22 protein-coding genes are annotated in these 24,877 nt (G+C 49.2%); 12 read left to right on the top strand and 10 right to left on the bottom strand.

Annotation, left to right across the window (positions count from 1 at the left end; translation table 11 throughout):
- Positions 1-6: 6 nt before the first annotated feature.
- Together IPG31_08455 and IPG31_08450 are read right to left on the bottom strand one after the other, a co-directional pair.
- Positions 7-2,049, bottom strand: a complete 2,043-nt coding sequence (locus tag IPG31_08455) for an ABC transporter ATP-binding protein (protein ID MBK6618376.1) — start codon at positions 2,047-2,049, stop codon at positions 7-9.
- Positions 2,046-3,551, bottom strand: coding sequence for an ABC transporter permease (locus IPG31_08450; protein ID MBK6618375.1), 1,506 nt, complete (start codon positions 3,549-3,551; stop codon positions 2,046-2,048). Before IPG31_08450 ends, IPG31_08455 begins: the two co-directional genes overlap by 4 nt.
- Positions 3,552-3,686: 135 nt before the next feature.
- Between IPG31_08450 and IPG31_08445 the strand changes: the two genes are divergently transcribed.
- Both IPG31_08445 and IPG31_08440 read left to right on the top strand, forming a co-directional pair.
- Complete coding sequence (locus tag IPG31_08445) at positions 3,687-5,372, top strand: L,D-transpeptidase family protein (GenBank protein ID MBK6618374.1); 1,686 nt, start codon at positions 3,687-3,689, stop codon at positions 5,370-5,372.
- 101 nt (positions 5,373-5,473) lie between these two features.
- Entirely contained in the window at positions 5,474-6,010 is a 537-nt protein-coding gene (locus IPG31_08440) for a DUF882 domain-containing protein (protein ID MBK6618373.1), read from the top strand.
- A gap of 60 nt (positions 6,011-6,070) precedes the next feature.
- Here the strand turns inward: IPG31_08440 and IPG31_08435 are convergent, their stop codons facing one another.
- The 3 genes from IPG31_08435 to IPG31_08425 form a co-directional block, all read right to left on the bottom strand.
- A complete protein-coding gene (locus tag IPG31_08435; protein MBK6618372.1) occupies positions 6,071-6,706 on the bottom strand; it encodes a thiol:disulfide interchange protein DsbA/DsbL in 636 nt (211 codons plus the stop codon).
- A gap of 174 nt (positions 6,707-6,880) precedes the next feature.
- On the bottom strand, positions 6,881-7,531 hold the full coding sequence (locus IPG31_08430) for an SPOR domain-containing protein (protein MBK6618371.1): 651 nt from the start codon (positions 7,529-7,531) through the stop codon (positions 6,881-6,883).
- Positions 7,532-7,557: 26 nt separating this feature from the next.
- Positions 7,558-9,318: an arginine--tRNA ligase gene (locus IPG31_08425; GenBank protein ID MBK6618370.1), complete on the bottom strand. Its 1,761-nt coding sequence runs from the start codon at positions 9,316-9,318 to the stop codon at positions 7,558-7,560.
- 160 nt (positions 9,319-9,478) lie between these two features.
- On the opposite strand from IPG31_08425, the gene IPG31_08420 reads away from it, so the two are divergent.
- The 9 genes from IPG31_08420 to rng all read left to right on the top strand — a co-directional run bounded on the left by IPG31_08420 (position 9,479) and on the right by rng (position 19,041).
- The gene (locus IPG31_08420) at positions 9,479-10,156 is read left to right on the top strand and encodes a hypothetical protein (GenBank protein ID MBK6618369.1); all 678 of its coding nucleotides are present in this window, start codon (positions 9,479-9,481) and stop codon (positions 10,154-10,156) included.
- Between the two features lie 24 nt (positions 10,157-10,180).
- On the top strand, positions 10,181-11,068 hold the full coding sequence (gene folD, locus IPG31_08415; GenBank protein MBK6618368.1) for a bifunctional methylenetetrahydrofolate dehydrogenase/methenyltetrahydrofolate cyclohydrolase FolD: 888 nt from the start codon (positions 10,181-10,183) through the stop codon (positions 11,066-11,068).
- Between the two features lie 52 nt (positions 11,069-11,120).
- Positions 11,121-13,778 carry a pyruvate dehydrogenase (acetyl-transferring), homodimeric type gene (gene aceE / locus IPG31_08410; protein MBK6618367.1) on the top strand — a complete coding sequence of 886 codons (2,658 nt, stop codon included), beginning with the start codon at positions 11,121-11,123 and terminating at the stop codon, positions 13,776-13,778.
- A gap of 81 nt (positions 13,779-13,859) precedes the next feature.
- The gene (aceF, locus tag IPG31_08405) at positions 13,860-15,239 is read left to right on the top strand and encodes a dihydrolipoyllysine-residue acetyltransferase (protein MBK6618366.1); all 1,380 of its coding nucleotides are present in this window, start codon (positions 13,860-13,862) and stop codon (positions 15,237-15,239) included.
- 23 nt (positions 15,240-15,262) lie between these two features.
- Positions 15,263-15,946: a nicotinate-nucleotide adenylyltransferase gene (nadD, locus tag IPG31_08400; protein ID MBK6618365.1), complete on the top strand. Its 684-nt coding sequence runs from the start codon at positions 15,263-15,265 to the stop codon at positions 15,944-15,946.
- Positions 15,943-16,272, top strand: a complete 330-nt coding sequence (rsfS, locus tag IPG31_08395) for a ribosome silencing factor (protein MBK6618364.1) — start codon at positions 15,943-15,945, stop codon at positions 16,270-16,272. The genes nadD and rsfS overlap by 4 nt, the downstream gene beginning before the upstream one ends.
- A gap of 9 nt (positions 16,273-16,281) precedes the next feature.
- The gene (gene rlmH / locus IPG31_08390) at positions 16,282-16,749 is read left to right on the top strand and encodes a 23S rRNA (pseudouridine(1915)-N(3))-methyltransferase RlmH (GenBank protein MBK6618363.1); all 468 of its coding nucleotides are present in this window, start codon (positions 16,282-16,284) and stop codon (positions 16,747-16,749) included.
- Positions 16,750-16,779: 30 nt separating this feature from the next.
- Entirely contained in the window at positions 16,780-17,406 is a 627-nt protein-coding gene (gene maf, locus IPG31_08385) for a septum formation inhibitor Maf (GenBank protein MBK6618362.1), read from the top strand.
- 183 nt (positions 17,407-17,589) lie between these two features.
- Positions 17,590-19,041 (top strand): ribonuclease G, encoded by a 1,452-nt coding sequence (gene rng / locus IPG31_08380; GenBank protein MBK6618361.1) that lies wholly within the window; start codon positions 17,590-17,592, stop codon positions 19,039-19,041.
- 110 nt (positions 19,042-19,151) lie between these two features.
- Here the strand turns inward: rng and IPG31_08375 are convergent, their stop codons facing one another.
- The gene (locus IPG31_08375; GenBank protein ID MBK6618360.1) at positions 19,152-19,862 is read right to left on the bottom strand and encodes a glutathione S-transferase family protein; all 711 of its coding nucleotides are present in this window, start codon (positions 19,860-19,862) and stop codon (positions 19,152-19,154) included.
- Positions 19,863-20,003: 141 nt separating this feature from the next.
- Here IPG31_08375 and IPG31_08370 point away from each other — a divergent pair, with 141 nt between their 5' ends.
- Positions 20,004-20,369 (top strand): helix-turn-helix transcriptional regulator, encoded by a 366-nt coding sequence (locus tag IPG31_08370; GenBank protein MBK6618359.1) that lies wholly within the window; start codon positions 20,004-20,006, stop codon positions 20,367-20,369.
- Positions 20,370-20,549: 180 nt separating this feature from the next.
- On the opposite strand, the gene IPG31_08365 is transcribed toward IPG31_08370, so the two are convergent.
- Genes IPG31_08365 through IPG31_08350 form a run of 4 tightly spaced genes read right to left on the bottom strand, consistent with a single transcriptional unit; the run spans position 20,550 to position 24,798 of the window.
- Positions 20,550-21,443, bottom strand: a complete 894-nt coding sequence (locus IPG31_08365; protein ID MBK6618358.1) for a DUF4868 domain-containing protein — start codon at positions 21,441-21,443, stop codon at positions 20,550-20,552.
- Positions 21,433-22,002 (bottom strand): hypothetical protein, encoded by a 570-nt coding sequence (locus IPG31_08360; protein ID MBK6618357.1) that lies wholly within the window; start codon positions 22,000-22,002, stop codon positions 21,433-21,435. Before IPG31_08360 ends, IPG31_08365 begins: the two co-directional genes overlap by 11 nt.
- A complete protein-coding gene (locus IPG31_08355) occupies positions 21,995-23,374 on the bottom strand; it encodes a hypothetical protein (protein MBK6618356.1) in 1,380 nt (459 codons plus the stop codon). The genes IPG31_08360 and IPG31_08355 overlap by 8 nt, the downstream gene beginning before the upstream one ends.
- On the bottom strand, positions 23,374-24,798 hold the full coding sequence (locus IPG31_08350; GenBank protein MBK6618355.1) for an N-6 DNA methylase: 1,425 nt from the start codon (positions 24,796-24,798) through the stop codon (positions 23,374-23,376). The genes IPG31_08355 and IPG31_08350 overlap by 1 nt, the downstream gene beginning before the upstream one ends.
- Between the last annotated feature and the right edge of the window lie 79 nt (positions 24,799-24,877).

Genomic DNA, 24,877 nt, shown 5'->3' with positions numbered 1-24,877 from the left:
AAATTTTTAAAACTCCGAATTATAGAGGTGACAATGAGTCGTGTGTGCAGAACCAAAATAACTGGTCGATGGATAAGTCTCACGGCAAATCGGCATGACGTGCGGGCAGCGGGGATGAAAATGACAGCCGGTGGGTGCGTTTGCTGGCGATGGTGGTTCTCCCTCCAAATGGATAATTTTGCGCTGGATATTCAGATCCGTCACAGGAATAGCGGACAACAATGCCTGCGTGTAGGGGTGTCTGGGGTGATCGAGTACTTCCCGAGTGGGGCCAGTTTCAACGATCCTGCCCAGATACATCACCGCCATTTCGTCGGCAAGATAATCCACCACGGCGATATTGTGGGTGATGAAAAGGTAGGCCAATCCACGCTCGTGTTGCAGGGATTTCAGCAAGTTGAGGATTTGCGCTTGCACGGAAACATCAAGCGCACTGGTTGGTTCATCGCAGATCAGTAACTGTGGGTTAACCGCCAATGCGCGCGCAATGGCAATCCGCTGGCGCTGTCCACCGGAAAATTCATGCGGATAACGCCATTTGACATCCGCAGGCAGGCCAACTTGTTGCAACAAGGCATCCACTGCGGCGTATCTTGCGAACCCATCCTTGTTCTTCTGCCTGGATTGTGATGGCCGGAGTGAGCGAATACCTTCCTCGATGATTTCGGCAATGCGCATACGCGGATTGAGGGAGGAATAAGGATCTTGAAAGACAATCTGGAAAAGCGCTCTTTTTGCCAGTAATGATTTGCGTTTGAGCTTGTCAAGTGCCTCACCTTGCAGATAAACACGGCCGGCTGTTGTTTTGACGAGTTGCATGATGCCTTTGCCAACCGTGGTTTTGCCGCAACCTGATTCACCCACCAGCGCGAGGGTCCGACCCGGCGCAATGCTGAGTGAAACCCCGTCGACTGCTTTGACATGACCAGTAACCCGTTTCAGTAATCCACGCCGGATCGGGAAATGTATCTTCAGATCACGAACTTCCAGTAATGCATCATGCGGGTGGTCCGCCCTGTCATGTGGGGAGTGGATGTTGATTTTTTCCGAAGACGATACCGCAGTGTTGGTATGTGAAGTGTTTTGGGCGGTATAGAGGTGACAGCGAACCTGGTGCCCAGGTGCAATGGGCACCCATGGTGGAATGGAGGCATGACACACTGACCATGCTTGTTCGCAGCGATCAGCGAAACGGCAGCCGGTAAATGATTTTGACAATGTGGGGACTTCTCCACCGATGACAGCCAGCGCGTGGTCACGTTTCTGTCGGGAAGGCAGTGCTGCAAATAATTTTTGTGAATAGGGGTGAGCGGGTTGCTGGAAAAATTTCTCGCGACTGGTGCATTCAACCATTTCACCAGCGTACATTACGCCGATCTGGTGGGCCATTTCCGCTACCACGCCCAGATCGTGGGTGATCAGTAGAATGGCCATCCCGGCCTGTTGCTGCAGATCACGCATGAGATCAAGTACCTGCGCCTGGATGGTAACGTCCAGTGCGGTAGTCGGCTCGTCGGCAATCAGTAGCTCAGGCTTCGCCGCCAGCGCCATGGCAATCATGACGCGTTGCTTCATGCCGCCAGAAAACTGGAATGGATATTCCGTCAGCCGTTGTGTTGGATCGGGTATGCCGACACTCTGCAGCAGTTCGATCATGCGGGATTGCATTGCCAGTTTGTCCATCGACGTGTGACGCTGCAGGACTTCTGCAATTTGCGCGCCCACCGTCATTACTGGATTAAGACTGAGCATTGGTTCTTGGAAAATCATGGCAAGACGATTACCACGCAACTCGCGCATGGCTGATTCCGGCAGCGTCAGTAAATCCTGCTCATTCAAACGAACACGGCCTTGTGTAATCTCTCCGGCATCCGGCAGCAGGCGCATGATGCTCAGGGCGGTCATGGATTTGCCACAGCCGGATTCCCCTAGTAGCGCAAAGGTTTGTCCACGCGCTATTTCCAAAGACAGGCCATTTACGGCATAAACGGTGCGCTCACCAACGCGCAGGCGTGTGGTGATGCCCTCGATGGTCAGTAAAGCCGTCATGTACGTGTTTCCGCTTTAGGTGGAGTCAGAGTTTGGTTGTCAGTTTGTGATTCGGTTTCTGGTTTATTGCTGTCGTCATGGTTTATCTGCAGGGTTCTGACGCGCGGATTAAATGCATTTTGTACCGCATCAGCAAACAGATTGGCGCTCAGTACCAATGTGAACATGAATATAAATGCCGCAAAAAGTGTCCACCACACCATGGGTTCACGTGCCATTTCCAGCCGGGAAGCATTGATCATGGTGCCGAAACTGATCATGGATGGATCGACTCCCACGCCGACATAGGAAAGCACGGCCTCTGCCAGTACCAGCCCGCTGAAATCCATAACAGTGACAATCAGTACGATATGCATGACATTTGGCAGAATATGGCGACTGATGATACGCCAGTGGGAAACGCCAAACGCATGCGCTGCCTGAATGTACTCCATTTCGCGCAGCTTGAGGGTTTCTCCACGTAACAACCGGCATAATCCTGTCCAGCTGGTGATTCCTAGAATCATGCATAAAAACAAAAGCCGCAGATCGGCTCTGGCAGCAACTGTTTCAAATAGATCGGCGTGTGTTTCAATGTAAACCTGCATCATGAGCACGGCTGCAGCAATCAATAATACGCTGGGAATGGAGCTGAGCGTCGTATAAGTATATTGAATGATATCGTCAGCGATGCCACGAAAATAGCCGGCAGCAATACCGAGCAATAGCGCAAAAGGCAGCATGATCAGGGTTGTCAGTGTGCCGATAACCAGACCAACGCGAATACTTTTAAGTGCATGGTAGAGCACATCCTGTCCGACCTTATCAGTTCCGAGCACATGATAATGAGAGGCCAGTGCCGTTATTGCGCCACTGAGTGCCAGTATCAACGCAAGCGTCAACAGAATGGCGTTCCACGGAACTTCGGTTGTTCTCCTCCACACGGCCCGGTACATGAATGTAAAGGTTGTAGTGTGACGTTGCGCTAACCCGTTAACCAGCGTCAGCATGACAGCCGTCCACACTATCAGCCCGCCAGTGGCGCCCAGTAACGTGCGCAACCAGACATCCGCGAGCAGCTCCGATTCTGGGTTCTGCAATTGCGCCCCTCCGTATACCAATCGGGGAAATTCGCGAATTTGACCGCCATTGTCTGTTTCAATGGTCTCCTTAGCATAAAGATGAGCCGACAGCGGAGCTGAATAGGTTTTCTCCACCTGCTCGCGTAATGGCTTCAACCCCACATCCAGCAGACTGAGAACTTCGGTGCTGTAGATTTTCTGGTCACCCTGATACGGGGAATCCGGCAGCAGCGGGCGGAAGTGAATGGTATCCAGCAAGCCGATTATGACGAAACATGTCAATACGGTCAGTGCCGACATTCCGCTTGCGCTATGCGTTACCCGGCGCCAGGGCGCGAGCAGGTGAGCATGCCGCCGAACGTAAATTATAGATAAGAGACCTGCGGCTACCAGCAGATAAACCAGCGCATCAGTCCAGAGTAAGACGGGAATAAAAGGCATTGCAAATAATTTTCAATGAGTTGGATGGATGGTCAATAGGATTGGGGTAATATCTCCCAGTAAAAGGGAAGTATAAAGCTAAAAAAACTTGTATTTTTGTTTTGTGGTGTAAGCAACCTATGATAAAAAGTAGTTATGATCAAAAAAATAAAAATGGAGAAATTCTTGTATTTAAAGATATTGCCTGCATCCTTTAAGGCGGTTTTGACTGCGCGAGCCTTGATTTGTTTTACAGGCATATTGATCTCGTTGCATATCCATGCTCAAGTTGATTCATCCATAGTGAATCCGCAGACTTTGCGCGAATACCTGGAAGATAATTCCGGCAATTTGTGCCAAAAGACCAGTTTGGCAACGCTCAAGCGTTTCTATAGCCTGCGTGATTATCAGCCGGTGTGGTCTGAATCCGGTCAACTCTTGCCAAGAGTTGATGTTGCGCTAACATTTATCGGTCGTGCTGATGAAGAAGGATTGGCAGCTGCGGATTATGACTTCGAGAATCTCCAGCAATTTCGGCATGAAAAAAACAATCCTGCCTCGTTTGAGCTGGAATTATGCGTTACCCAGGCGTTGCTGTCACTCATTCGCGATGTCAATAGTGGGCGATTACAGGCAAGTGCCGTCGATCCCGATTGGCATATTGCACAACCAATCTTTGATTCAGCCAGTTTTTTGCAACAAGCGCTCACGTCGGATAACTTTCAGCAGACACTGGCGAGTCTGACGCCAGATATTCCGCAATATTATGTTCTCAAAAAATTATTGGCAAAATTTCGAGCGTTAGTCGCCAGTGGAGAAAAATGGCTGCCCATTCCCGAAACGGGTGCCTCAATTCGGCTCCATGCTACCCATGCAGCGATACCACTCATTCGGTTGCGTATTGAGCAAGCGCGAGCCTTGTTTAATCATTCTGACTATGCCATTCCTTTCAGCAACAGCGCCTATTATGATGAAACCCTTGAGAAAGCGATTAAGGCATTTCAGCAACAGCATGGGCTGAACGCGGATGGCGTTATTGGTCGGCACACCAGGCAGGCTATGAATCTGTCGCCCGAGGAATATATTCAGCGACTGCGTATCAATATGGAACGCCTGCGCTGGCTACCGCGAAATCTGAGTGATAGGCACATACTGGTCAACATTGCGGGGTTTAATCTCGTTGCCGTTGAACGAGGCAAGCCGTCCCTGGAGATGCGTATTGTGGTCGGACGGGATTATCGTTCAACTCCCAGTTTCAACAGCTACATTTCCCATATTGTGCTCAATCCATACTGGAATGTTCCCCGTAGCATTGCCAGCAAGGATTTGTTGCCAAAACAGAAACATGATCCTGGTTTTTTCGCCTCTCAGGGCATCAAGGTTTATGCTGACCATACACATGAGTTTGAAATTGATCCAAATATGATTGACTGGTATGCAGTTGGCAATGAGCTTCCTTACGCTCTCCGACAGGTGCCGGGGATGAAAAATGCGCTCGGACGTATGAAATTTATGTTTTCTAATCCATTCAGTATTTATCTGCATGATACGCCGTCTAAATCATTGTTTAAAAAAGATATCAGGACTTTCAGCTCGGGTTGTATTCGACTGGAAAAACCGATGGAGCTTGCTGAGTTTTCCCTGCGGCAGTCTATGCAAAATAGCGGCTTTCAGGATAGACTTGACAGCGGAAAGCCTTATACGGCACATCTTCCGGAAAGATTGCCAATCTATATCGTGTATTTGACTGCCTGGACTGATGCACAAGGTGATATTCGTTTTTCTTCCGATATTTATGGACGTGACAAGCGAGCTTTGACTCTTGCGCGCTGGTTAGGATGAGGTGATTACTTTCGCGTTGCCTGTCCTTTTTTTGCTTACTGAAGCGAGTCTATCCAAACTTTAACAAATGGAGACAATACATGCATGATTTGACACCTGACATGAAGGTGCGCCGTCAATTTTTACGTGCGGGACTCGGTGCCTGTGCCCTGTTAGCTTTTCCTGCTGCACACGCCAATATCATTTCACCAAGAAATGAAAAACGCCTGGACATGCTGAATTTGCACACTGGAGAGCGCATCAAGACGACTTACTGGGTAAAAGGGCGTTACATTCCTGATGCGCTGCGATCCATTGACAACGTGCTGCGTGATCACCGGTCTGGTGAGCAACATGCCATTGACCCAAGGTTGTTGGATCTGATGGAGTATTTACGCTACCGCATGGGGCGCACCCAGCCCTTTCATATTATTTCTGGATATCGATCACCTGCTACCAATGCCATGCTTTCGGCAAACAGTAACGGGGTGGCAACCAAGAGTCTGCACATGCAGGGCCAGGCAATCGATATTCGCTTGCCTGGCGTGCCACTTGCTACCCTTCGGAAAGCAGCGATTTCCTTAAATGCAGGCGGGGTAGGCTATTACCCCAAATCTGATTTCATCCATCTGGATACCGGTGCCGCCCGCAGCTGGTAAGGTATCGGCAGATTTCCGGTATTTTATGTAACTACTTGTGTTGATTGAGTTAATTTTCTGCTATTCTTTTTCTTGACGAACTTTGTTCAGGAGGTAGTTGAGTACGGCGATGGTGTCTTGTGGGGTGCCACTCAGTTTGCCGCTGGTCAGGTAAACACCGTTGATAACCAAGGCGGGGACGCCGGTGATTTGGTACTGCTTGGTCAATTGTGCTGCGCGGTTGGCCTGATTCTGGACGGTAAAGGAATGGTAGGCATTGACGAATTTACCGCGTTCTATACCCTGTTTTTCAATCCAGGCAAATAGTGTTGTCTCTTTAGATAAGTCAATTTTGTCACGATGGATAGCTTGATATAGTTTGTCATTCAACTGTTGGGTTAGGCCGAGACTTTCCATCGCATAGAAGGTTTTAGCGGCAGGCATCCAGTTGGCACGGAAAATTGCGGGTATATAACGAAAGTTGACATCGTTTGGCTTGTTCTCAAGCCAGCTTTTGAGATGGGGGTGGAGATCATTGCAGTGCGGGCAGCCGTACCAGAAAAACTCGATAACCTCGATTTTCTCTCTATTTTCAGTTGGTTGTGGCGTGGCAAGCCGGGTGTAATCTTTGCCTTCGGTCATCTGCGCCTGCGCGGTAGTAATCAAGCAAAACAACAGAACGCTCAGCAACAGGTAAATGGTTTTTTGTGTATTCATTTTTTCCTCTTGTTTGGGTTATTTGATTAAATTATAAATCTGGCATGGCTAGGAGACTATCTGAGAATAGACTGATTTCTCGGACAGCCTCCTAGTCTATCGTAAATTACTGGTTAGCCATACCAGGGTGTAAAATCAAAAACTAATGTCTTTCAGCGTGTACGGGAAGACTGATCAATCCGGGTTGCGTACCAGACTGGTGGTAATGCCATTTGACTGCAATGATCCGCGAATCCGGTCGAGTTCTTCCATTTTGTCGAAAGGTCCGATTTGCACCCGATGTGCGGCTGCATTGTCCCCTGATTTTTGTGTGATTACGGTGGCGATGACACCCAGCAAGGCGAGTTCCGCTTTACGGCGTTCGGCTGCATCACGACTGCTGAATGACCCGGCCTGTAAATAATATTTGACCGACTCGGGTAAAGTTGTATTTGCTACTTTAGCAGGAGGAGGGAGCGGTACTTTGGATGGCATCGTCGGTGCTGCTACGGGTGCCGTTGGAGCAGGATCAACGAAAAGCTCGCTATCCGGTTCTTCGATTCCAGGCAGAATATTATAGAAATCAAAACGTGATTTATTCTCGACTGACTGGGTTTTCTCAACGGTTTTATTGCTCGACAGGGTTGAAGGTGAAGCTTTCTCAGCGGGTTGATTCGGAGTGGTCTGGGATTCGTTGAGGTAAGGGCTGGGTGCCTGGCTGATGAATAGCCAGACACCAATGGCACTTGCCAGACCCAGAATATAGCCGATAACCAGCCCTGAAAATAAGCCTCCACTGCGTCTGCCCGTACTAGTGCTATTTCTTGACTTGTAATCGCGACTCATTGCACTCTAATCCTTAGATAACATTGCTACATTTCAGCGGGTGAGGTTACGCCCAGCATGGTCAATCCCTTGGACAGAACCTGGCGGGTAGCAAAAATCAACGCCAGTCTGGCTATTTTAAGCGTTTCTTCGGAAACAAGAAAACGGGTGGAATTGTAATAACCATGAAACTCACTCGCCAGTTCACGCAGATAGAAGGCAATCAGATGAGGTGCGCGTTCCCTGGCGGCAGCTTCAATCGTATCCTGGAAGTCACTCAGTTTTTGCAGCAGGCTGAGTTCAGCCGGGTCAGTCAGCAGGGCGGCATCTGCTGTGGTAAATAGAGCGGGCGCCCCGTTCCACTGCGCCAGTACGCTGCAAATCCTGGCATGCGCGTACTGCACATAGTAAACTGGATTTTCATTGCTTTGCGATTTGGCCAGGTCAAGATCAAAATCAAGGTGCTGATCACTTTTGCGCAGTACATAGAAAAAACGGGCGGCATCATTGCCCACCTCTTTACGGAGTTCGCGCAAGGTGACGAACTCACCGGAACGTGTTGACATGGCGGCTTTCTGCCCATTGCGGTAGAGGACGGCAAATTGAACCAGTGCGATTTCCAGTTTTTTTGAGTCAACTCCCAGCGCGTCCATGGCGCCCGTTACGCGGGGAATGTAGCCATGATGATCTGCTCCCCAGACATTGAGCAGGTGATCAAAGCCGCGCTCGTACTTATTCAGGTGATAGGCGATATCTGAAGCAAAATAAGTGTACTGGCCATTCTCTCGTTGCGTCACGCGGTCTTTTTCGTCACCAAAGGCAGTTGAGCGGAACCATGTTGCGCCATCCTGTTGGTAGAGCAGTTCGTTATTCTCCAGTAAGCGCGTGGCGTGAGTGACCATGCCGCTGTCAAACAATGATTGTTCGGAGAACCAGGTGTCGAATTCGACACCAAACTCCATAAGATCATTTCGACAGTCTCCCAGTTGCTCTGTCAGTACAAAGTTGTGCAGATAAGCATAATCCTGCCCGAGGATATGTTTGGCCGTGGCGATGAGCCGATCGAGTCTGGCATCTTCATCCGCAGAAGCGGAATCTGTACTGGCTATTGTTAATTGCTGCAGCATGGATTCGGAGCGATGTGTGTAACGCTCGCCATGCGCATTATGAATTTCCCTTGCCATTGTGATGACATACTCGCCCTGATAGGCATTCGGTGGAAACTGAAAAAACAACCCGTTCAATTCCAGGTAGCGCAGCCAGACGGACAGAGTCAGGATGTCCATTTGTCGGCCAGCGTCATTGACATAGAATTCACGTTTAACGTTAAAGCCGGCGGCAGCAAGTATGTTGGCCAGGCTTGCGCCAAAAGCGGCTCCCCGGCCATGTCCGACATGCAGTGGGCCGGTGGGATTGGCTGAGACGAATTCAATCAGAATGCTTCTGCCTTCGCCCAGATGGCAATGGCCAAATGATTCACCTGCTCGCAGCATGGTATGCAGAAATTGCTGCTTGGCGTTTTGGGTTAAAAACAGATTAATAAAACCGCTGCCCGCTACCTCGGCTCTTTCCAGCCAGGGTGAGATGGGCAGTGCTGAAATGAACGCGGTAGCCAGCTCATACGGATTCCTCCGCAAAGATTTTGCCATTTTCATCGCGACATTGCTGGCGTAGTCGCCATGCCCGGATTGTTTGGGGCGAGCTAATTCGATGGGCGGGGTGGCTTCGTCCGGAAGCGTTTTATTTATGGCTTGTTGAAGCAGCGAAGCGCAATAGGATTTGAAATTTTCGGGAAATTTTGTAACCATGGTGGGTAAATAATTCGGCAACTGCGCATTATATCGACTTGTTTGTAAACTGTTTGCGTTTTGTGGGGTTGGGCTGTGTATCTGTCTGTTTCTGTGCGCCCGGATGGGGCAGGTATATAATGGCGGCCATTAATTGGATCAGTAAAGAGGAATTGAAACGATGGAAGCATCAGCCGGAAGCCATAACAATATATCAACAGTTACGGATAGCGCTCTGCTGGATGAGTGTATTGCACATGCAAAAGAAGTGATTGCCGTTCAGCTTGAGCATATTTCTGACAGAAAAAAGTATGATTTTGCTCCGCAGTTCAGAGACATGACGATTCAACTTTATCTGGTTGGCGTGATGTGGAAGTGCTATGAGCAACATGAACCCAAGGAGAGCGCCCTGGAGAAGGCTTTTGCGGCGCTAACGGCAATGATGATGAAAGATGGCGTCAAACCCAAAATAGCCGAAAAGAGAACGGCATTTCTCAGAAAGACGTCCAGACTGGATGATGATGAAGCTTTGGCCATATCCATGGGTTATGAAAGTCAGCCGGATGACCGGAGTCTTGCGGAGGTGTTTGACCACTACCTGGATGAGGTCAGAGTGTCCGGTGGATTGTGGCGCATCTTTGATCAAGGTAAAAAAATTATGATTCTTGGCGGATTGCTGTTTGCGATGGCCGGGATATGGCTGGTGACGTTATTCTTGCCGGAGAGCAGTAATTCAACTATTTTTATAGTCGGTCTGGTGATGGCTTTTTTGTTTATGTTGCCCACTTTTTTGATTATTTTGATTATTTATCGTTACAAGATTAAGCGGGGTGAACGATTAAAATCTTCGTCCACTTGACCCGCCAGGTTTGATGCCTATCTCATGAGTGCAATTATCATTGATGGTCGACGGGTCGCAGATAAACTGCGTGAACTTCTGAAGTTGCGTGCCGACGATTTGTCGCGAACCTGGATGCAGCCGGGTCTGGCGGTCATCCTGGTTGGAGATGATCCTGCGTCATCAGTTTATGTGCGTAATAAGGCGAAAGCTTGCGATACGCTGGGAATTCGATCCGAAGTATTTAATTATCCAGGGGATATTTCTCAGGAAGCACTGTTGCGTCAGATTGGGGCTCTAAATGCCAATATTGGGATTCACGGAATTCTGGTGCAATTGCCCCTGCCGACGCATATTCAAATACACAAAGTGATTGCCGCCATTGCTATCGGTAAAGATGTTGATGGTTTTCATCCCTGTAACGTGGGTGCGTTGGCGACTGGCCATGCCCAAATGAGACCCTGTACGCCTTTTGGCATTATGCAAATGTTGGCGCATTACGAAATTCCGATAGAGGGCCAACATGCGGTGATTGTTGGGCGGAGCAATATTGTGGGTAAACCAATGGCGCTGATGTTGCTGGAGCAGGGTGCAACCGTGACGGTTTGCACTTCCAGAACACGTGATCTGGGTGGACATACTCGTAGTGCAGATATCGTAGTCATGGCAACCGGGAAACCCAATTTATTGACTGGTGCGATGGTTAAACCGGGAGCGACCGTGATTGATGTTGGCATTAATCGTATGCCGGATGGCAAGTTGTGCGGTGATGTGGAGTTTGCCAGTGTCAGGGAGAAAGCCGGTTATATCACGCCGGTGCCCGGGGGCGTGGGGCCGATGACCATCATGATGTTGATGAGTAATGCAGTCGAAGCGGCAGAGCATGCCAGAATAGAAGCTCAATTGCTGGATCGGCACGGCAATATTCAGTGAGAATGGAGCGGTTAACAGTGATCTTATCTAAATAAAGTGCGATAAAAACCATATGGAATTTCAGGATATTGATCCCCAGGAAACGCAGGAATGGTTGGAGGCGCTGGAAAGTGTGCTGCTGAATGAGGGTGCCGAGCGTGCTCATTATTTGTTGGAGAGGCTTGTGGAGAAAGCGCGTCGCTCCGGTGCCTATCTTCCGTACAGCGCGAATACGGCCTATATCAATACGATTCCTCCCGGCAAGGAAATGCGTTCACCAGGTAATCATGCGCTGGAACAGCGCATCCGCTCTTATGTCAGATGGAATGCAATGGCGATGGTGTTGCGCGCCAACCGTACAACCAATGTTGGCGGACATATCGCGAGCTTTGCTTCAGCTGCGACTTTGTATGATGTGGGCTATAACCATTTCTGGCACGCGCCATCGGAGAATCATGGCGGAGATCTCGTTTACGTGCAAGGGCATTCCTCTCCCGGCATTTATGCTTATGCGTATCTGCTTGATGTTCTGACCGAGGAGTCTCTGGACAGTTTTCGCCAGGAAACCGGTGGTAAGGGCTTGTCTTCATATCCCCATCCGTGGTTGATGCCGGATTTCTGGCAATTTCCTACTGTTTCAATGGGACTCGGCCCGCTGATGGCGATTTACCAGGCGCGCTTCATGAAATACCTCGATAGCCGGGGGATGGTTAAAACCAATGATCGCAAGGTATGGGCGTTTGCCGGTGACGGGGAGATGGATGAGCCAGAGTCTTTGGGGGCCATCACGCTGGCTTCACGCGAGAATCTTGATAATCTCGTGTTTGTTATCAATTGTAACCTGCAAAGACTCGATGGACCGGTTAGAGGTAATGGCAAGATCATTCAAGAATTGGAGGCGGCATTTCGTGGTGCGGGCTGGAATGTAATCAAGGTAATCTGGGGCTCCTACTGGGATCCTTTGCTCGCAAAAGATACCAAAGGGTTACTACAGCAACGCATGATGGAATGTGTCGACGGTGAATACCAGACATTCAAGGCTCGCGATGGTGCGTATGTTCGCGAGCATTTCTTCGGCAAGTATCCTGAATTGCTGGAAATGGTCGCCAATATGTCGGATGACGATATCTGGCGGTTGAATCGTGGCGGGCACGATCCACACAAGGTCTATGCAGCCTATGCAGCGGCTATGCAACACAAGGGGCAGCCGACCGTGATACTGGCCAAGACCATCAAGGGCTATGGTATGGGGGAATCGGGGGAAGCGCAAAATATCACACATCAGCAGAAAAAAATGGGTACGGTTTCACTGCAGGCATTTCGTGATCGCTTTGGCATCTCGCTGTCGGACGAGCAGTTGGAAGATGTTCCCTATCTGAAGCCGGATAAAAATTCTCCAGAGTATGCTTACATGCACGAGCGACGTAAGCAATTGGGCGGTTTCTTGCACCACCGGCGGCAGCAGGCGCAAAGCCTGCAAACGCCACCCCTGGAAGCATTTGATGCTTTGTTAAAAGCAAGTGGAGAAGGCCGCGAAACTTCCACAACCATGGCGTTTGTGCGAATTCTTAATATCCTGGTGAAAGATGCCAATATCGGCAAGCATATCGTACCCATTGTCGCGGATGAGTCACGTACATTCGGCATGGAAGGCATGTTCCGCCAGCTGGGGATCTGGTCATCGGTCGGGCAGCTTTATACACCGCAAGATGCGGATCAGCTGATGTATTACAAAGAAGATAAGCATGGGCAGATTTTGCAGGAGGGAATCAACGAAGCCGGCGCCATGTGTTCCTGGATTGCGGCGGCAACCGCTTATAGTACGCATAACGTGCAGATGATTCCCTTCTTCGTGTACTACTCAATGTTCGGTTTTCAGCGTGTTGGTGATCTGGCCTGGGCGGCGGGAGACATGCGTTGCCGTGGGTTTCTGATGGGTGGGACAGCTGGCCGAACGACGCTGAACGGAGAAGGGCTGCAGCATGAAGATGGTCACAGTCATTTGCTGGCCTCGGTCATTCCGAATTGTGTGGCTTACGATCCTGCTTTTGCCTGCGAACTGGCGGTAATTATTCAGGATGGACTGCGGCGCATGGTTCAGGAGCAGGAAGATGTGTTCTATTACATCACAATCATGAATGAAAATTATGCGCATCCAGAAATGCCAAAAGGTGCTGAACCCGGCATACTCAAGGGTATGTATCTACTGCGTGAAGGTGAGAAAAAATCGCGCAAACCCCGTGTGCAGCTCCTGGGGGCGGGTACCATTTTACGCGAGGTGATTGCTGCCGCCGATCTGCTGGAAAAGGAATACGGCGTAGTGGCTGATATATGGAGTGTAACCAGTTTCAATCAGTTGCGCCGCGAAGCGCTGCAGGTTTCCCGTTGGAATATGCTGCACCCGGCAGCCAACGCAAAATTATCTTATGTGACTACCTGCCTGAAGAATCGTAAGGGTCCAGTGATTGCTTCGAGTGATTACATGAAGATTGTCGCTGACCAGATTCGTGAATTTGTACCGGGTCGATATTGTGTTTTGGGAACCGATGGTTTTGGGCGATCAGATACGCGTGAAAAGCTGAGAAATTTCTTTGAGGTGGATCGGCACTATATTACGGTGGCCGCGCTCAAGGCGCTGGCGGAAGAAGGTGCAATTCCTGTGGAGCAGGTTGCTCAATCTATTCAGGTGTTGGGAATTGATCCGGATAAACCTGATCCAGTCAGCGCATGACTCAGCTAATATTGTCTGGTCAGGTAAAAGCAGTTTCTTTCGCTGATGTTTTCTGCGATGAATTGATTGATGGGAGTGGGTGTGGCTGAAGTCAAGGAAGTGGTAGTACCGGATATCGGTGATTTTGATGCGGTTCCGGTGGTTGAAATCCTGGTTAAAGTGGGAGATGTCGTCCGGCAGGAAGATCCTCTGATCGTGCTGGAATCGGATAAGGCAACAGTCGAAGTTCCGTCCCCCTATGCCGGAAAGATAAAGCAGGTCAAGCTAAAAACTGGCGACAAGGTTTCTCAGGGAGCATTGGTCCTGACGATGGAATTAATACCTGCCGAAAATGAACCACCCGCAGAGTCGCCTGCCGCTCCGCAGCAAAAAGAAGCTGTTCACACGGATGCGGGCAGCTCAGCCACCGGGGCAGACGGGGAGCAACTGACGAGTCAAGCTGCGTCAGCTGATGTTGATTCCGATGCCGCCGTTATGCTGGCAAAGCAGGCGCCTGATGAGGGATCAAAAATACCGATATTGAAATCCGGGTTCAGTAAAAATGCTGACATAAATCCACATGCCGGTCCTTCCGTGCGCCGCTTTGCACGCGAACTGGGTGTGGATCTGCGTAAGGTGGCGGGTTCGGGCGTCAAGCAGCGTATTCTCAAGGAGGATATCCATGCTTTTGTTAAACAGGAATTATCTGACAGGCAAAGTACTGGAGGTGGGAATGTACTGGATCTGCTGCCCTGGCCACAGATTGATTTTGCTAAATTTGGCCCGATTGAGCTGAAGCCGCTGTCACGCATTCAACAAATTTCAGGTGCTAATCTGCAACGCAACTGGGTCATGATTCCGCATGTGACGCAATTTGATCAGGCAGATATCACTGATTTGGAAACGCTGCGAAAGACGCATAACGAGAAACTGGATGCTGGTGGCGTCAAGCTAACGATTCTTGCTTTCTTGATCAAGGCAGTGACGGCTTCTTTAAAAAAATTTCCAGAATTTAATGCGTCTCTTGATCAGACTAATAGTAATAATCAGTTGATTGTAAAGCGATATTATAATTTGGCTTTTGCGGCAGATACGCCCGGTGGTCTGGTGGTACCGGTTATTCATCATGCAGACCAGATGGGAGTGCTGGAAATTGCTGCCGAACTCGGCAGATTGTCTGCTCTTGCTCGTGAAGGCAAGTTGAAACCGGGGGATATGCAAGGTGGTAGTTTTACGATATCCAGTCTTGGCGGGATCGGAGGGACAGGTTTTACACCAATCATTAATGCGCCCGAAGTGGCAATTCTTGGTGTTTCGCGAGCAAGTTATCAGCCAGTTTATCGCGACGAGAAATTTATGCCACGGTTGCTGTTGCCCTTGTCACTTTCCTATGATCATCGAGTTATCGATGGTGCCCAGGCTGCACGCTTCACTGCGCATCTTGCAGAAGTTTTGGCAGATATGCGACTGGCGCTATTCTAGCCTGAGAGAAACTAAATGCGGTTATGAGCAATATAGAGTCGTTCCCGCTCGTTGGTATTTATGGGGGATCATTCGATCCTGTGCATTATGGACACTTACGGGTTGCCGAGGAAGTGTCGGAAAGTTTAACGCTCGATCGATTATGTTTTTTACCCGCTGGTCAGCCACGGTTGCGCGATCTGCCTCTGGCAACCAATCAATGCCGTCGTGTCATGCTGCGCGGTGCCATTCGTGGTAATACGCGTTTTTTTCTGGATGACCGCGAGTTGCTGAGGGCAGGGGAAACCCGAAGTGTTGAATCTCTGCGCGAAATCCGGCGTGAGCTTGAAATCAATGCTCAAGGCTCGATCTGCTTTATTATTGGAGCCGATGCTTTTCTGAAATTACCGCAATGGTTTTGCTGGCAAGAGTTATTCGAATTGTGCCATATCGTGATAGTCAACAGACCCGGCAGCACCTTGATAAAGGATGTGACTGATTTGCCGCCATCTCTGAAGGAAGCCTGTGAATATCGTTGGACTGATCACATTCTCGATTTGCGTGAATCATTGTCCGGCAGGGTTTATGTCGCCCAAACAACCATGCTGGCGATCTCTTCAACCCGTATCCGTAAATTAATCCAGGCAGGTAAGAGTGTGCGTTATTTACTGCCTGACAGCGTAATAAGTTATATCATCAGGCACCAAATCTATGTTGGAGAGAAATGAACTCTGATCAATTATTGAAAATTGTCATCCAGGCGCTGGAGGATATTAAGGCTAAGGATATCCGCGTCATTGAGCTGGGCAAGTTTGCGACGTTATTTACAATCATGGTCGTTGCCAGTGCCGACTCTACCCGTCAGACCAAGGCGTTAGCCAATCATGTTCGGGAAGTGGTCAAGGCGGCCGGAGGCGAAGTTTATGGTGCGGAAGGTGAGCAAACTGGTGAATGGATGCTGGTTGATCTGGGTGAGATCGTAGTACACGTCATGCAGCCCGCGACCCGTGAGTATTATGATCTGGAGGGATTGTGGGCTTCTTCCCTGCGCTAGCGTTTCTCCATGAAAATTCACATTCTGGCAGTCGGTAACAAAATGCCAGCCTGGGTTGATGAAGGCTTTAACGAATATGTGCGGCGCATGCCCAGGGAGACCGATGTTCGTTTGATGGAAATTAAGCCGGAGAAACGCGCAGGTAAGGACAGGGATAAATTGCTGAGTATCGAAAGCGAGCGTATTCAAGCCGCCTTGCCGACGGGATGTCATGTGGTGGTCATGGACGAACGCGGTCAACAGGCCAGCACGTTGCAGCTGGCACAAATGCTGACAGACTGGCTGGCATCTGGCCGGAATACGGTATTTATTATTGGTGGTGCGGATGGTCTGCATTCGGCTATTCAGCAGTTGGCGCATCAGAAGTTGGCGCTATCCGCATTAACTTTACCGCACGGATTGGCACGTGTGCTGCTCGCCGAACAGTTATACCGGGCAATGACGGTGAACCGGCAACATCCGTATCATCGTGCCTGAATCTTAACCTCTAACATGATTGACTAACCAATGAGTCCTATCAAACACTCGATCTATCTGGCATCGCGCAGCGCCCGTCGGCGTGAACTGCTGCGGCAGATTGGTATTCATCACAGTGTGCTGCTGATGCGCGAGACGTTGACTCGTCCGGCAGATGTTGATGAATCACCATTGCCCGATGAATCTTCGGATGACTATATCTACCGGGTGACCCATGCGAAAGCTGAGGCAGGCTGGTTGCGTATTGGTCAGCGCGGTTTGCCAGTAAAACCGGTATTGGCGGCAGATACGGTAGTCGTATTGGATGGCTGTATTCTGGGTAAGCCGCGTGATCCCGGGCATGCAAAAACAATGCTGAAACAGCTGTCAGGACGAGAGCATCAGGTATATAGCGCAATCGGACTGGCGTTTGAGCAACAGATCAGGTTGCGATTATCAGTTTCGACACTGCGATTGCGTGAAATCAGTTCTCAGGAGATTGAAACTTATGTTGCCAGCGGCGAAGCGCATGATAAAGCTGGCGCTTATGCAATTCAGGGGAAAGCGGCGGCATTCATTATTGAAATGAGTGGCAGTTACAGTGGCGTAATGGGGCTACCCTTGTTTGAAACTGCGCAGCTGCTGGAAGAAACGGGAATACCGGTGTTTGCCGGCTAAGGAGTCGATCATAAATAACTGTAACACTTGGATCGCATCTGGCGAGCACGCTACAGCATTGTTTGTCGTCGCTATCGCTCGCTATGACTCCTCCTCTCGCCTTGCATTCCGTCAGACTCACCCAATTAGCACACTTATTTCTTTACGGCTCCTAATAAAAAGCAAGATCTGGAATGTCAAGTTATGAGCAGTGAGATTCTGGTCAATATTACCCCGCAGGAAACACGTGTTGCCATCACCGAGCAAGGTGTTACGCAGGAACTGCATATTGAGCGTAACAACAGTCGCGGTATTGTGGGTAACATCTACAATGGTCGCGTCAGCCGGGTGTTGCCAGGTATGCAGTCTGCTTTTATTGATATTGGACTGGAGCGTGCTGCGTTTCTTCATGTGGCCGATATTCTGGAATTTTCTCATGGACACCCAATTCGGCCGATCGAGCAGCTGTTAACCGAAGGCAGTAATATTCTGGTGCAGGTCGTCAAGGATGCCATTGGAGTAAAGGGTGCCAGGTTATCTACACAAATCAGTCTGGCAGGGCGTTTGTTGGTTTATCTGCCGCAGGATTGTCATATCGGTGTGTCGCAGCGAATCGAGGATAATGCCGAACGCGAGCAGCTACGCCAGAAATTAATGGATGCACTGCCAGTGGATGCCACCGGCGGCTTTATTATCCGCACAATGGCGGAAACTGCGGAGGTATCCGAATTACAGGGAGATATCAATTATCTGTATAAACTCTGGTTTGATATTCAGCAACGTGCATTGACGTCTCCTTCTCCCGCTTTGCTCTATCAGGATCTGGATTTGAGTCTGCGGGTATTGCGCGATTTTGTGGATGCTGAGGTAGATCGTGTCTTGGTAGATTCACGAGAAACTTTTCAGAAAATGATGGTATTCACCCAAGAGTATATGGTGAATGATGCCGGTAAGATTTGCCACTATACCGGCGTCAGACCTTTGTTTGATTTGTATGGCGTTGAACAGGAAATTGAGAAATCGTTGGCACGCCGGGTAGATTTGAAATCTGGTGGCTATGTAATTGTGGATCAAACTGAAGCGTTGACAACCATGGATGTCAACACGGGTGGATTTGTTGGTATCAGTAATTTTGCTGATACCATTTTCAAAACCAATCTGGAAGCTGCGCAGGTCATTGCGCGACAGCTGCGGTTAAGAAATCTGGGCGGGATCATCATTATCGATTTCATCGATATGGACCAGGAAGAACATCGCAACGCTGTGCTGGCCGAATTTAACAAAGCATTGCTTAAAGATAAAACTAAAATGACTGTTAATGGGTTTACCGCGCTTGGACTGGTAGAAATGACCCGTAAACGAACTCGTGAGAGCTTGGCGCAGATCCTCTGTGAAACTTGCCCTACCTGCCAGGGGCGTGGCGAAATCAGGAGCGCGCAGACGGTTTGCTACGATATTCTGCGCGATTTGCTTAGGGAGGCGAGACAGTTCAGCGCTAAAGAGTTTCGCATTCTGGCATCTCAACAGGTGATCGATCTCTTTCTGGATGAAGAATCCCAGCGACTTGCCAATCTGGGAGACTTCATCGCTACACCCATCAGCTTACAAGTCGTCGCTTCCTATACCCAGGAGCAGTACGATGTCGTTTTGATCTAACCCCATGATGACATAAGCACGATGGGGGTTAATTTAGACGCTTTCCCCGCGTCATTTATGCCACCGAGGGCAGGAGTAAACAACGTAGCAAAGTATCGCCGCACCCGGGATCAGGCACTCGGCAAGTCGTAGTAAAATTCGCGCCTGATGCGATCTACATAACTCACCAGATTATTTTGTGCCGCACCATATTCCTTAAGTGGTGATTCGATCGGGCAACCAATAATATTAATCAGTAGCCCAAAAGCGGATGCGTCCAGCGTGGTAGGGCGATCGCCCAAGAAGTATGGGTTGTTCCCGAGGATTGCGGAGAGCGCATCAATGTCCTGCTTGCCCAAAGCGAAGATCTCATCCGCTTGATGTCTGCCTGTTCCGTGACCATAGATCTGTCGTCGGATTTTTTGTCGTGTGTGGCTTGCGACAATACCCCGAATAATTGGCGGTAGTGCGCCAAAAATTGCTTGCTTGTTAATTTTCCAGTTTTCATCCGTGTATTGCCAGCGTGAATACAATGCAACCCAAAACAAATGTTCTTCGAGCAAGCGCTGCATTGCAACCGATGCTGCGGATTCCGCGCTGGTCAATCCTTCATCCAGATCTCGATAGGTTAATTTGAGATACGCGATGATGAATTGGGAATCACCAAGAATTTTCCCGTTATCGTCGATGTAAGGCAGTTTTCCTTTGGGCGCGCCAATTGGCAATACCGGCCTGATTTCATAAGCTATACCAGCCATTCGCAAATAGGTTTCGATTTTGCAGCAAAAAGGACTTAAATTGGGAATACCCCAAGTACGTTCAAATTGATAAAGCTTCAGCATACTGATGATCCTCATCATAAAATGGAAGATAGGGTTACTTGTGTTATGCAAGCAACTATATCTTATAAGCTTGTTAATTGCAAGTGATCTATTTATATTACCCATATTCGATTATTTTCCTGACAGGCATATTGATCCGTGATGAATGATTCAAACCAACCCTTTTTTGAACGATCGTTCTGCCCGATTGCTTGTGCGCTTGATCAGCTTGGCGATAAGTGGACGTTATTGATTATCCGTGATCTGTTATTGGGTAAAAGGCGCTATCGAGAGCTACTGGCTTCGCCGGAAGGAATAGCGACCAATATATTGGCAGACCGGTTAAAAAAACTGGGAGCTGCCGGGATTGTTCTGCAGCAGGCCTATCAACAAAAACCGGTACGGCACGAATATGTACTGACAAAGAAAGGGGAAGATTTACGCCCGGTGTTGCAGGCTTTAGTGAAATGGGGAAAAACCTATTATCCGGACACCATGGTATTTGAACCTGAGCATACACAAAAGTGATTTGGTTTAGCCTGCGTGGGTCCGATTAGCTTCGCGTAATCGGAATTTTGTATTGAAACTTGGGAAAGTACAGTTTATCCGTTCAAACGATCTGTAGACGCTGGTTATCAGGGGTACCGGGGAAGCAAATACAATCTTCGCCTCTGAGCATACGTCCGTATGGACGTTTCCATCAGCAGCTCACAGGTATTGCTTGGAATTGGTGAGGCATTTGCGCTTTGTCAGCGGTGTAGTTACGTAATCTTCATCAAGAAAGCGGATCAGTTCTTTGAGTTGTTTCTTATCCTCAGGAATGACCAATTTACCGTCATCGTTGACGGTTATGTGGATGCGATGCTCTTCTGGCAATTCCTGATTGAAGTTGTTGGCGACGGTCTGCATGTCGGCCACTGTGATATTCTCCAGCACCTTGTTCTTTTGCAGCAAGGCGATTTTTTTGCGGATGATTGAGTCGGCGTTGTCTTTGAAACTGGCTTTATCCTTGAAGGCAAACAACTTTGTTTCGGCAAAGGCGTCGAGATCGGTATCGGTGGCTTCGCGGTAGTAGTCAGCGAGATCAAGAAAGCGTTTGGTGTTGTGGTAGGAGCTGAAATACAGCGTCCCGTTATCGTAATGGGCGGTGAGCTTGTCTTGCAGTATCAGCCCCGGTTCTTCCAGTTTTTTGTAGGTGTCGCCGGAGCCGATTAGGGTAAAACCGCACTTCAGGAGCTTGCCGGTATCGAATACCTGAAAATTGACGACTTTACTGGCTACCGTCCAGGTGCCACTGAACAGTGCCTTAATCCGATGAGTTTCATTTTTGAGATTCAAAACGCGACTATTTGTCAACGGATTACTGATGGCCTGACCGATGGCTTGCGGCAAGGGGTAGGCGGGAATAGTGAAGATTTCGCCGTGATCGACGTTGTAGCTGCCGGTAAAGTCGAAGGCTTGTTTGCCATCCAGCAAGGCGTTTTTCTGCTCGGCGAATAGTTGGGACAGCTCAGCACTAAGTTCGGCGGTTAGAGGAATACGCCGCACCGGGCTTTCTTCGTCATCTACCAGAGCAAACAGATTAGCATTATTATTTAGCATGGTTGGCATCCAGGATCATGTATTCAGTCAATTGCACCACCTGCGACACATTCTTGCAGTCGGTAATATTCTGGCGGGTGATCAGCACATAGGTGATGTCACCCTCGATAGTCACTTCAAAAAAGTGATAACCGAAGAATCCGAGCAAGGGGTTGAAGTGGTAGGCGTGCGAGTTGTAGACGATAAAGAAGAATATCACCGCGACGAATACCAACACCGGCAGGCTGATGGTGCTTTGGCTCTGGTTGATCAGCGGCAGCAGGTAGACCAGCAAAAAACCGACGATCTCCTTGTCCACCGTTTTTACTGCTTTGATTTTCACCGGTAGGCGTTCCAGCCCATGACGCGAGGCTGACAGCCACACCAGCCCGAAGCAAAGGCCGCTTAACATCAGTGCGGCGAGTAGATAGGCACTACCAGCCTGCCAGTGGACGGCGAGGTTGTGTTGCCAAGGCAATTTCGCTTCCCACGCAGTGCTGATTTCGACGAACCACAGCGTCAGAAAAATGGGCGCTAGCGAGGTAGAGACTAGCGCCAGTTTGGCGGCCTTGTTAAGCACTGATGGCCTCCGACTGACTGGCTGCTACCGTGCTGACAATGTTATTACTGAAGGCTTCTTTCAACACCGCCTGCATCAGTTGTTCGGCATGACTTTGGTTTTGGTTGATTTGGATTTCTAATTGGTCGCAGAGGGTGAGCGCTTTTTCGACTTTGGCGACGATGGCTTTTTGTTCGGATTGACTACACAATGGAATCAGGGTGCTCGAGACAATGCCTTGATTTATTTTCGGCATACTTTTTTGTGCACCGGTAGCATTATTTCTGAAATACTCTCTACAGAATGGACTCATTAGAACATGGTGCAGATATACTTCGGAAATAAAATCTACGGGCTTTAGCTTCATCATCAGATCAGGATATATGAATCGATGCTCTCCGCCTTTGTAAATAGCAGAAATACCAACAAAATCCATGGAATTCCCGCGCTGGATGAGAATTTCTCTATCGTTTAGCCACAGAAATGAGTCCTTCAGTATTTCTTCATCAATATACTTGATTTCTGTATCGATAAATTTCCCAGTGGTTGTTGCACCTAATTTTAATGTTTTCGTGCCTGTTGGGTAGTCAACGGTCTTTGGTGAATAGCCATTTCTTGGGCTTTCATAAATTACATGATCCAATCGACACCACTCCCACTCCTCAGGCAGTTCAAAGGGCTTTTCATCTTCGCCAATCGGCGGCAGCGATTTTTGCACTTTGATTTTTTTGTCTTTAACCAGTTGTGCTTTTTCAGCGTCGATGCGTTTCAGCAATTCGCTGGCGGGTTCGACATCGGGGCTCTGGGCGCGCCAGTCGGCGGTGAGCTTGCCTTCGATGGCTTCCTGCAAAATCTGCTGGCGCAGTTTTTTGAGTAGGGTTTTTTGGTGGGTAAGCTCGAATTTCAGCTCAATATCTTCTTTTTCTATTCTCTGAAAACGGTTGAGAATAGAAAGCTGCTCCACTTTGCTCGGCAAAGGGATTTCCAGTGGCAATAGGTGCTTTGGTTTTATCTCAGTTTTGATGCCACCTTTTACCTGCTCCTTGAGAAGTTGAATAAATAGCGGTGATTTTAAAAAACGCTTGAAATACTCGACGCTGATTTTGTCTTCATCGAAAGTGTAAGATGAATAGTGGATGGTCGCCGTCACATCTTCGTCACCATCATAAACACCCAGTGCACCCTTGGCGACATTAATACCTGATATCACCAGATCACCCCGCTTGATCAGTATCATGTCGGTTTTGCTGGGTTTGTTGGCAATATGGAAATTGCCGGAGAAATCGATTTTGTCGATTCGGCACAAGCCGGAAATTTTCGACGTATTGGGTTTGTAGCGACCTTGTCGCTCGAACATGAAATCGCCGATTTTAGCCATTTTCCAGTTCGCCACTACATCAACTCCTTTCGCAGTTGATCCAGTAACTGATCGCCTTTGGCAAACGACTGGTGCAGCAAGTCCAATAATTCGGCGCTGCTGTGCTGCTTTTCCTCTTCAGCACGGTGCGGATTTTTGATGTCGAGGTTGTAGCCTCTGGCCTTAATGGTGTCGATATCCACTTGCCAGGCTTGTTCACTTTCTTCGCGGTTATTCCACCAGTCTTTCAGGCTGTCGAATTCGGCTAACTGGATGGATTTGGTTTTGGAATAGGCTTTGTAGTCATCGGGCAGTTTGTGCTCGTAGTACCAGATGTTTTGCGTCGGTTCACCTTTGGTGAAGAACAACAAGTTGGTAGCCACTGAGGCATAGGGCTGGAACACTGAATTGGGCAGGCGCACGATGGTATGCAGATTGCAGTCTTCAAGCAGTTTCAGGCGGATACGCTGTTTGACGCCATCACCGGTGAGCGAGCCATCTGGCAGCACAATCGCTGCTCTGCCACCCTCCTTGAGTAGGTGAATCATCAGTATCAGAAATAAATCGGCAGACTCTTTGGTGCGGTAGGTCTGAGGAAAATTGTTTTCATTATTGTTGGACACCACGCCACCGAAGGGCGGATTAGCCAGAATGACATTGACTCTATCTTTGCGAGTGTATTCGGTGAGTGGGCGCTCCAGAGAATCACCAAAGCGGATATTGGGCGTGATGATGTCGTGCAGGATGAGGTTGGTATTGGCGAGCATGTAAGGCAGAGGCTTATATTCCCAGCCTTGCACATTCTGGGCAATCGCTTCGCGCTCGGCGACCGTGCTGGCGCTGGCTTTCAGGTGCTCGATGACGGCGGTGAGAAAGCCACCGGTGCCGCAGGCGGGGTCGAGTACGGTTTCGCCCTGCACAGGGTTGACCATCTGGGTCATTAGATCGGTGATGGCACGGGGCGTGTAGAACTCGCCCAGGGTGCCAGCGCTTTGCAGTTCGCTCAGGAAAGTTTCGTAAATCTGGCCGAACAGGTGCAGATCTTTGCTGTTATTGAAGTCAATCTCGTTGAGCTTGTTAATTACCTGGCGCAGATGAATGCCCGACTTCATGTAGTTATAGTTGTTGGCAAAGACTTCATGCACCAGCACCGCGCGGCGCTTGGCGGTGGAAAGATCTATTTCCGACAGAGTGGGGAACAGCTTGCGATCCACAAACTGCAACAACTCGTCGCCGGTCATGCCTTCGTCGTCACCGGCCCATTCATCCCAGTGCAACTCCGGCGGGATGGGTGAGGTGTAGTTGTCGTCCATCAGCTCCAGCTCTTTGTCCTTGTCGCTGAAGATTTTCAGAAACAGCATCCAGCCCAGTTGCAGGATGCGCAGCTCATCGCTGCCGGTGCCGGTGTCCTGGCGCATAATGTTGCGGGCGGATTTTACGATGCCGCTGATATTGCTCATTGCTCCAGCCTCCCGACAATCCAGGCGGGATTTTGGCGGCAATCGAGTATGGCGTAGATTACGATATCGTCTCCTTCAA

It is taken from the genome of Nitrosomonas sp. (genome assembly GCA_016703745.1).
Taxonomy (GTDB): domain Bacteria; phylum Pseudomonadota; class Gammaproteobacteria; order Burkholderiales; family Nitrosomonadaceae; genus Nitrosomonas.
The sequence above is the reverse complement of the archived record's forward strand: the minus strand, read 5'-3'. Positions and strand labels throughout refer to the sequence as shown.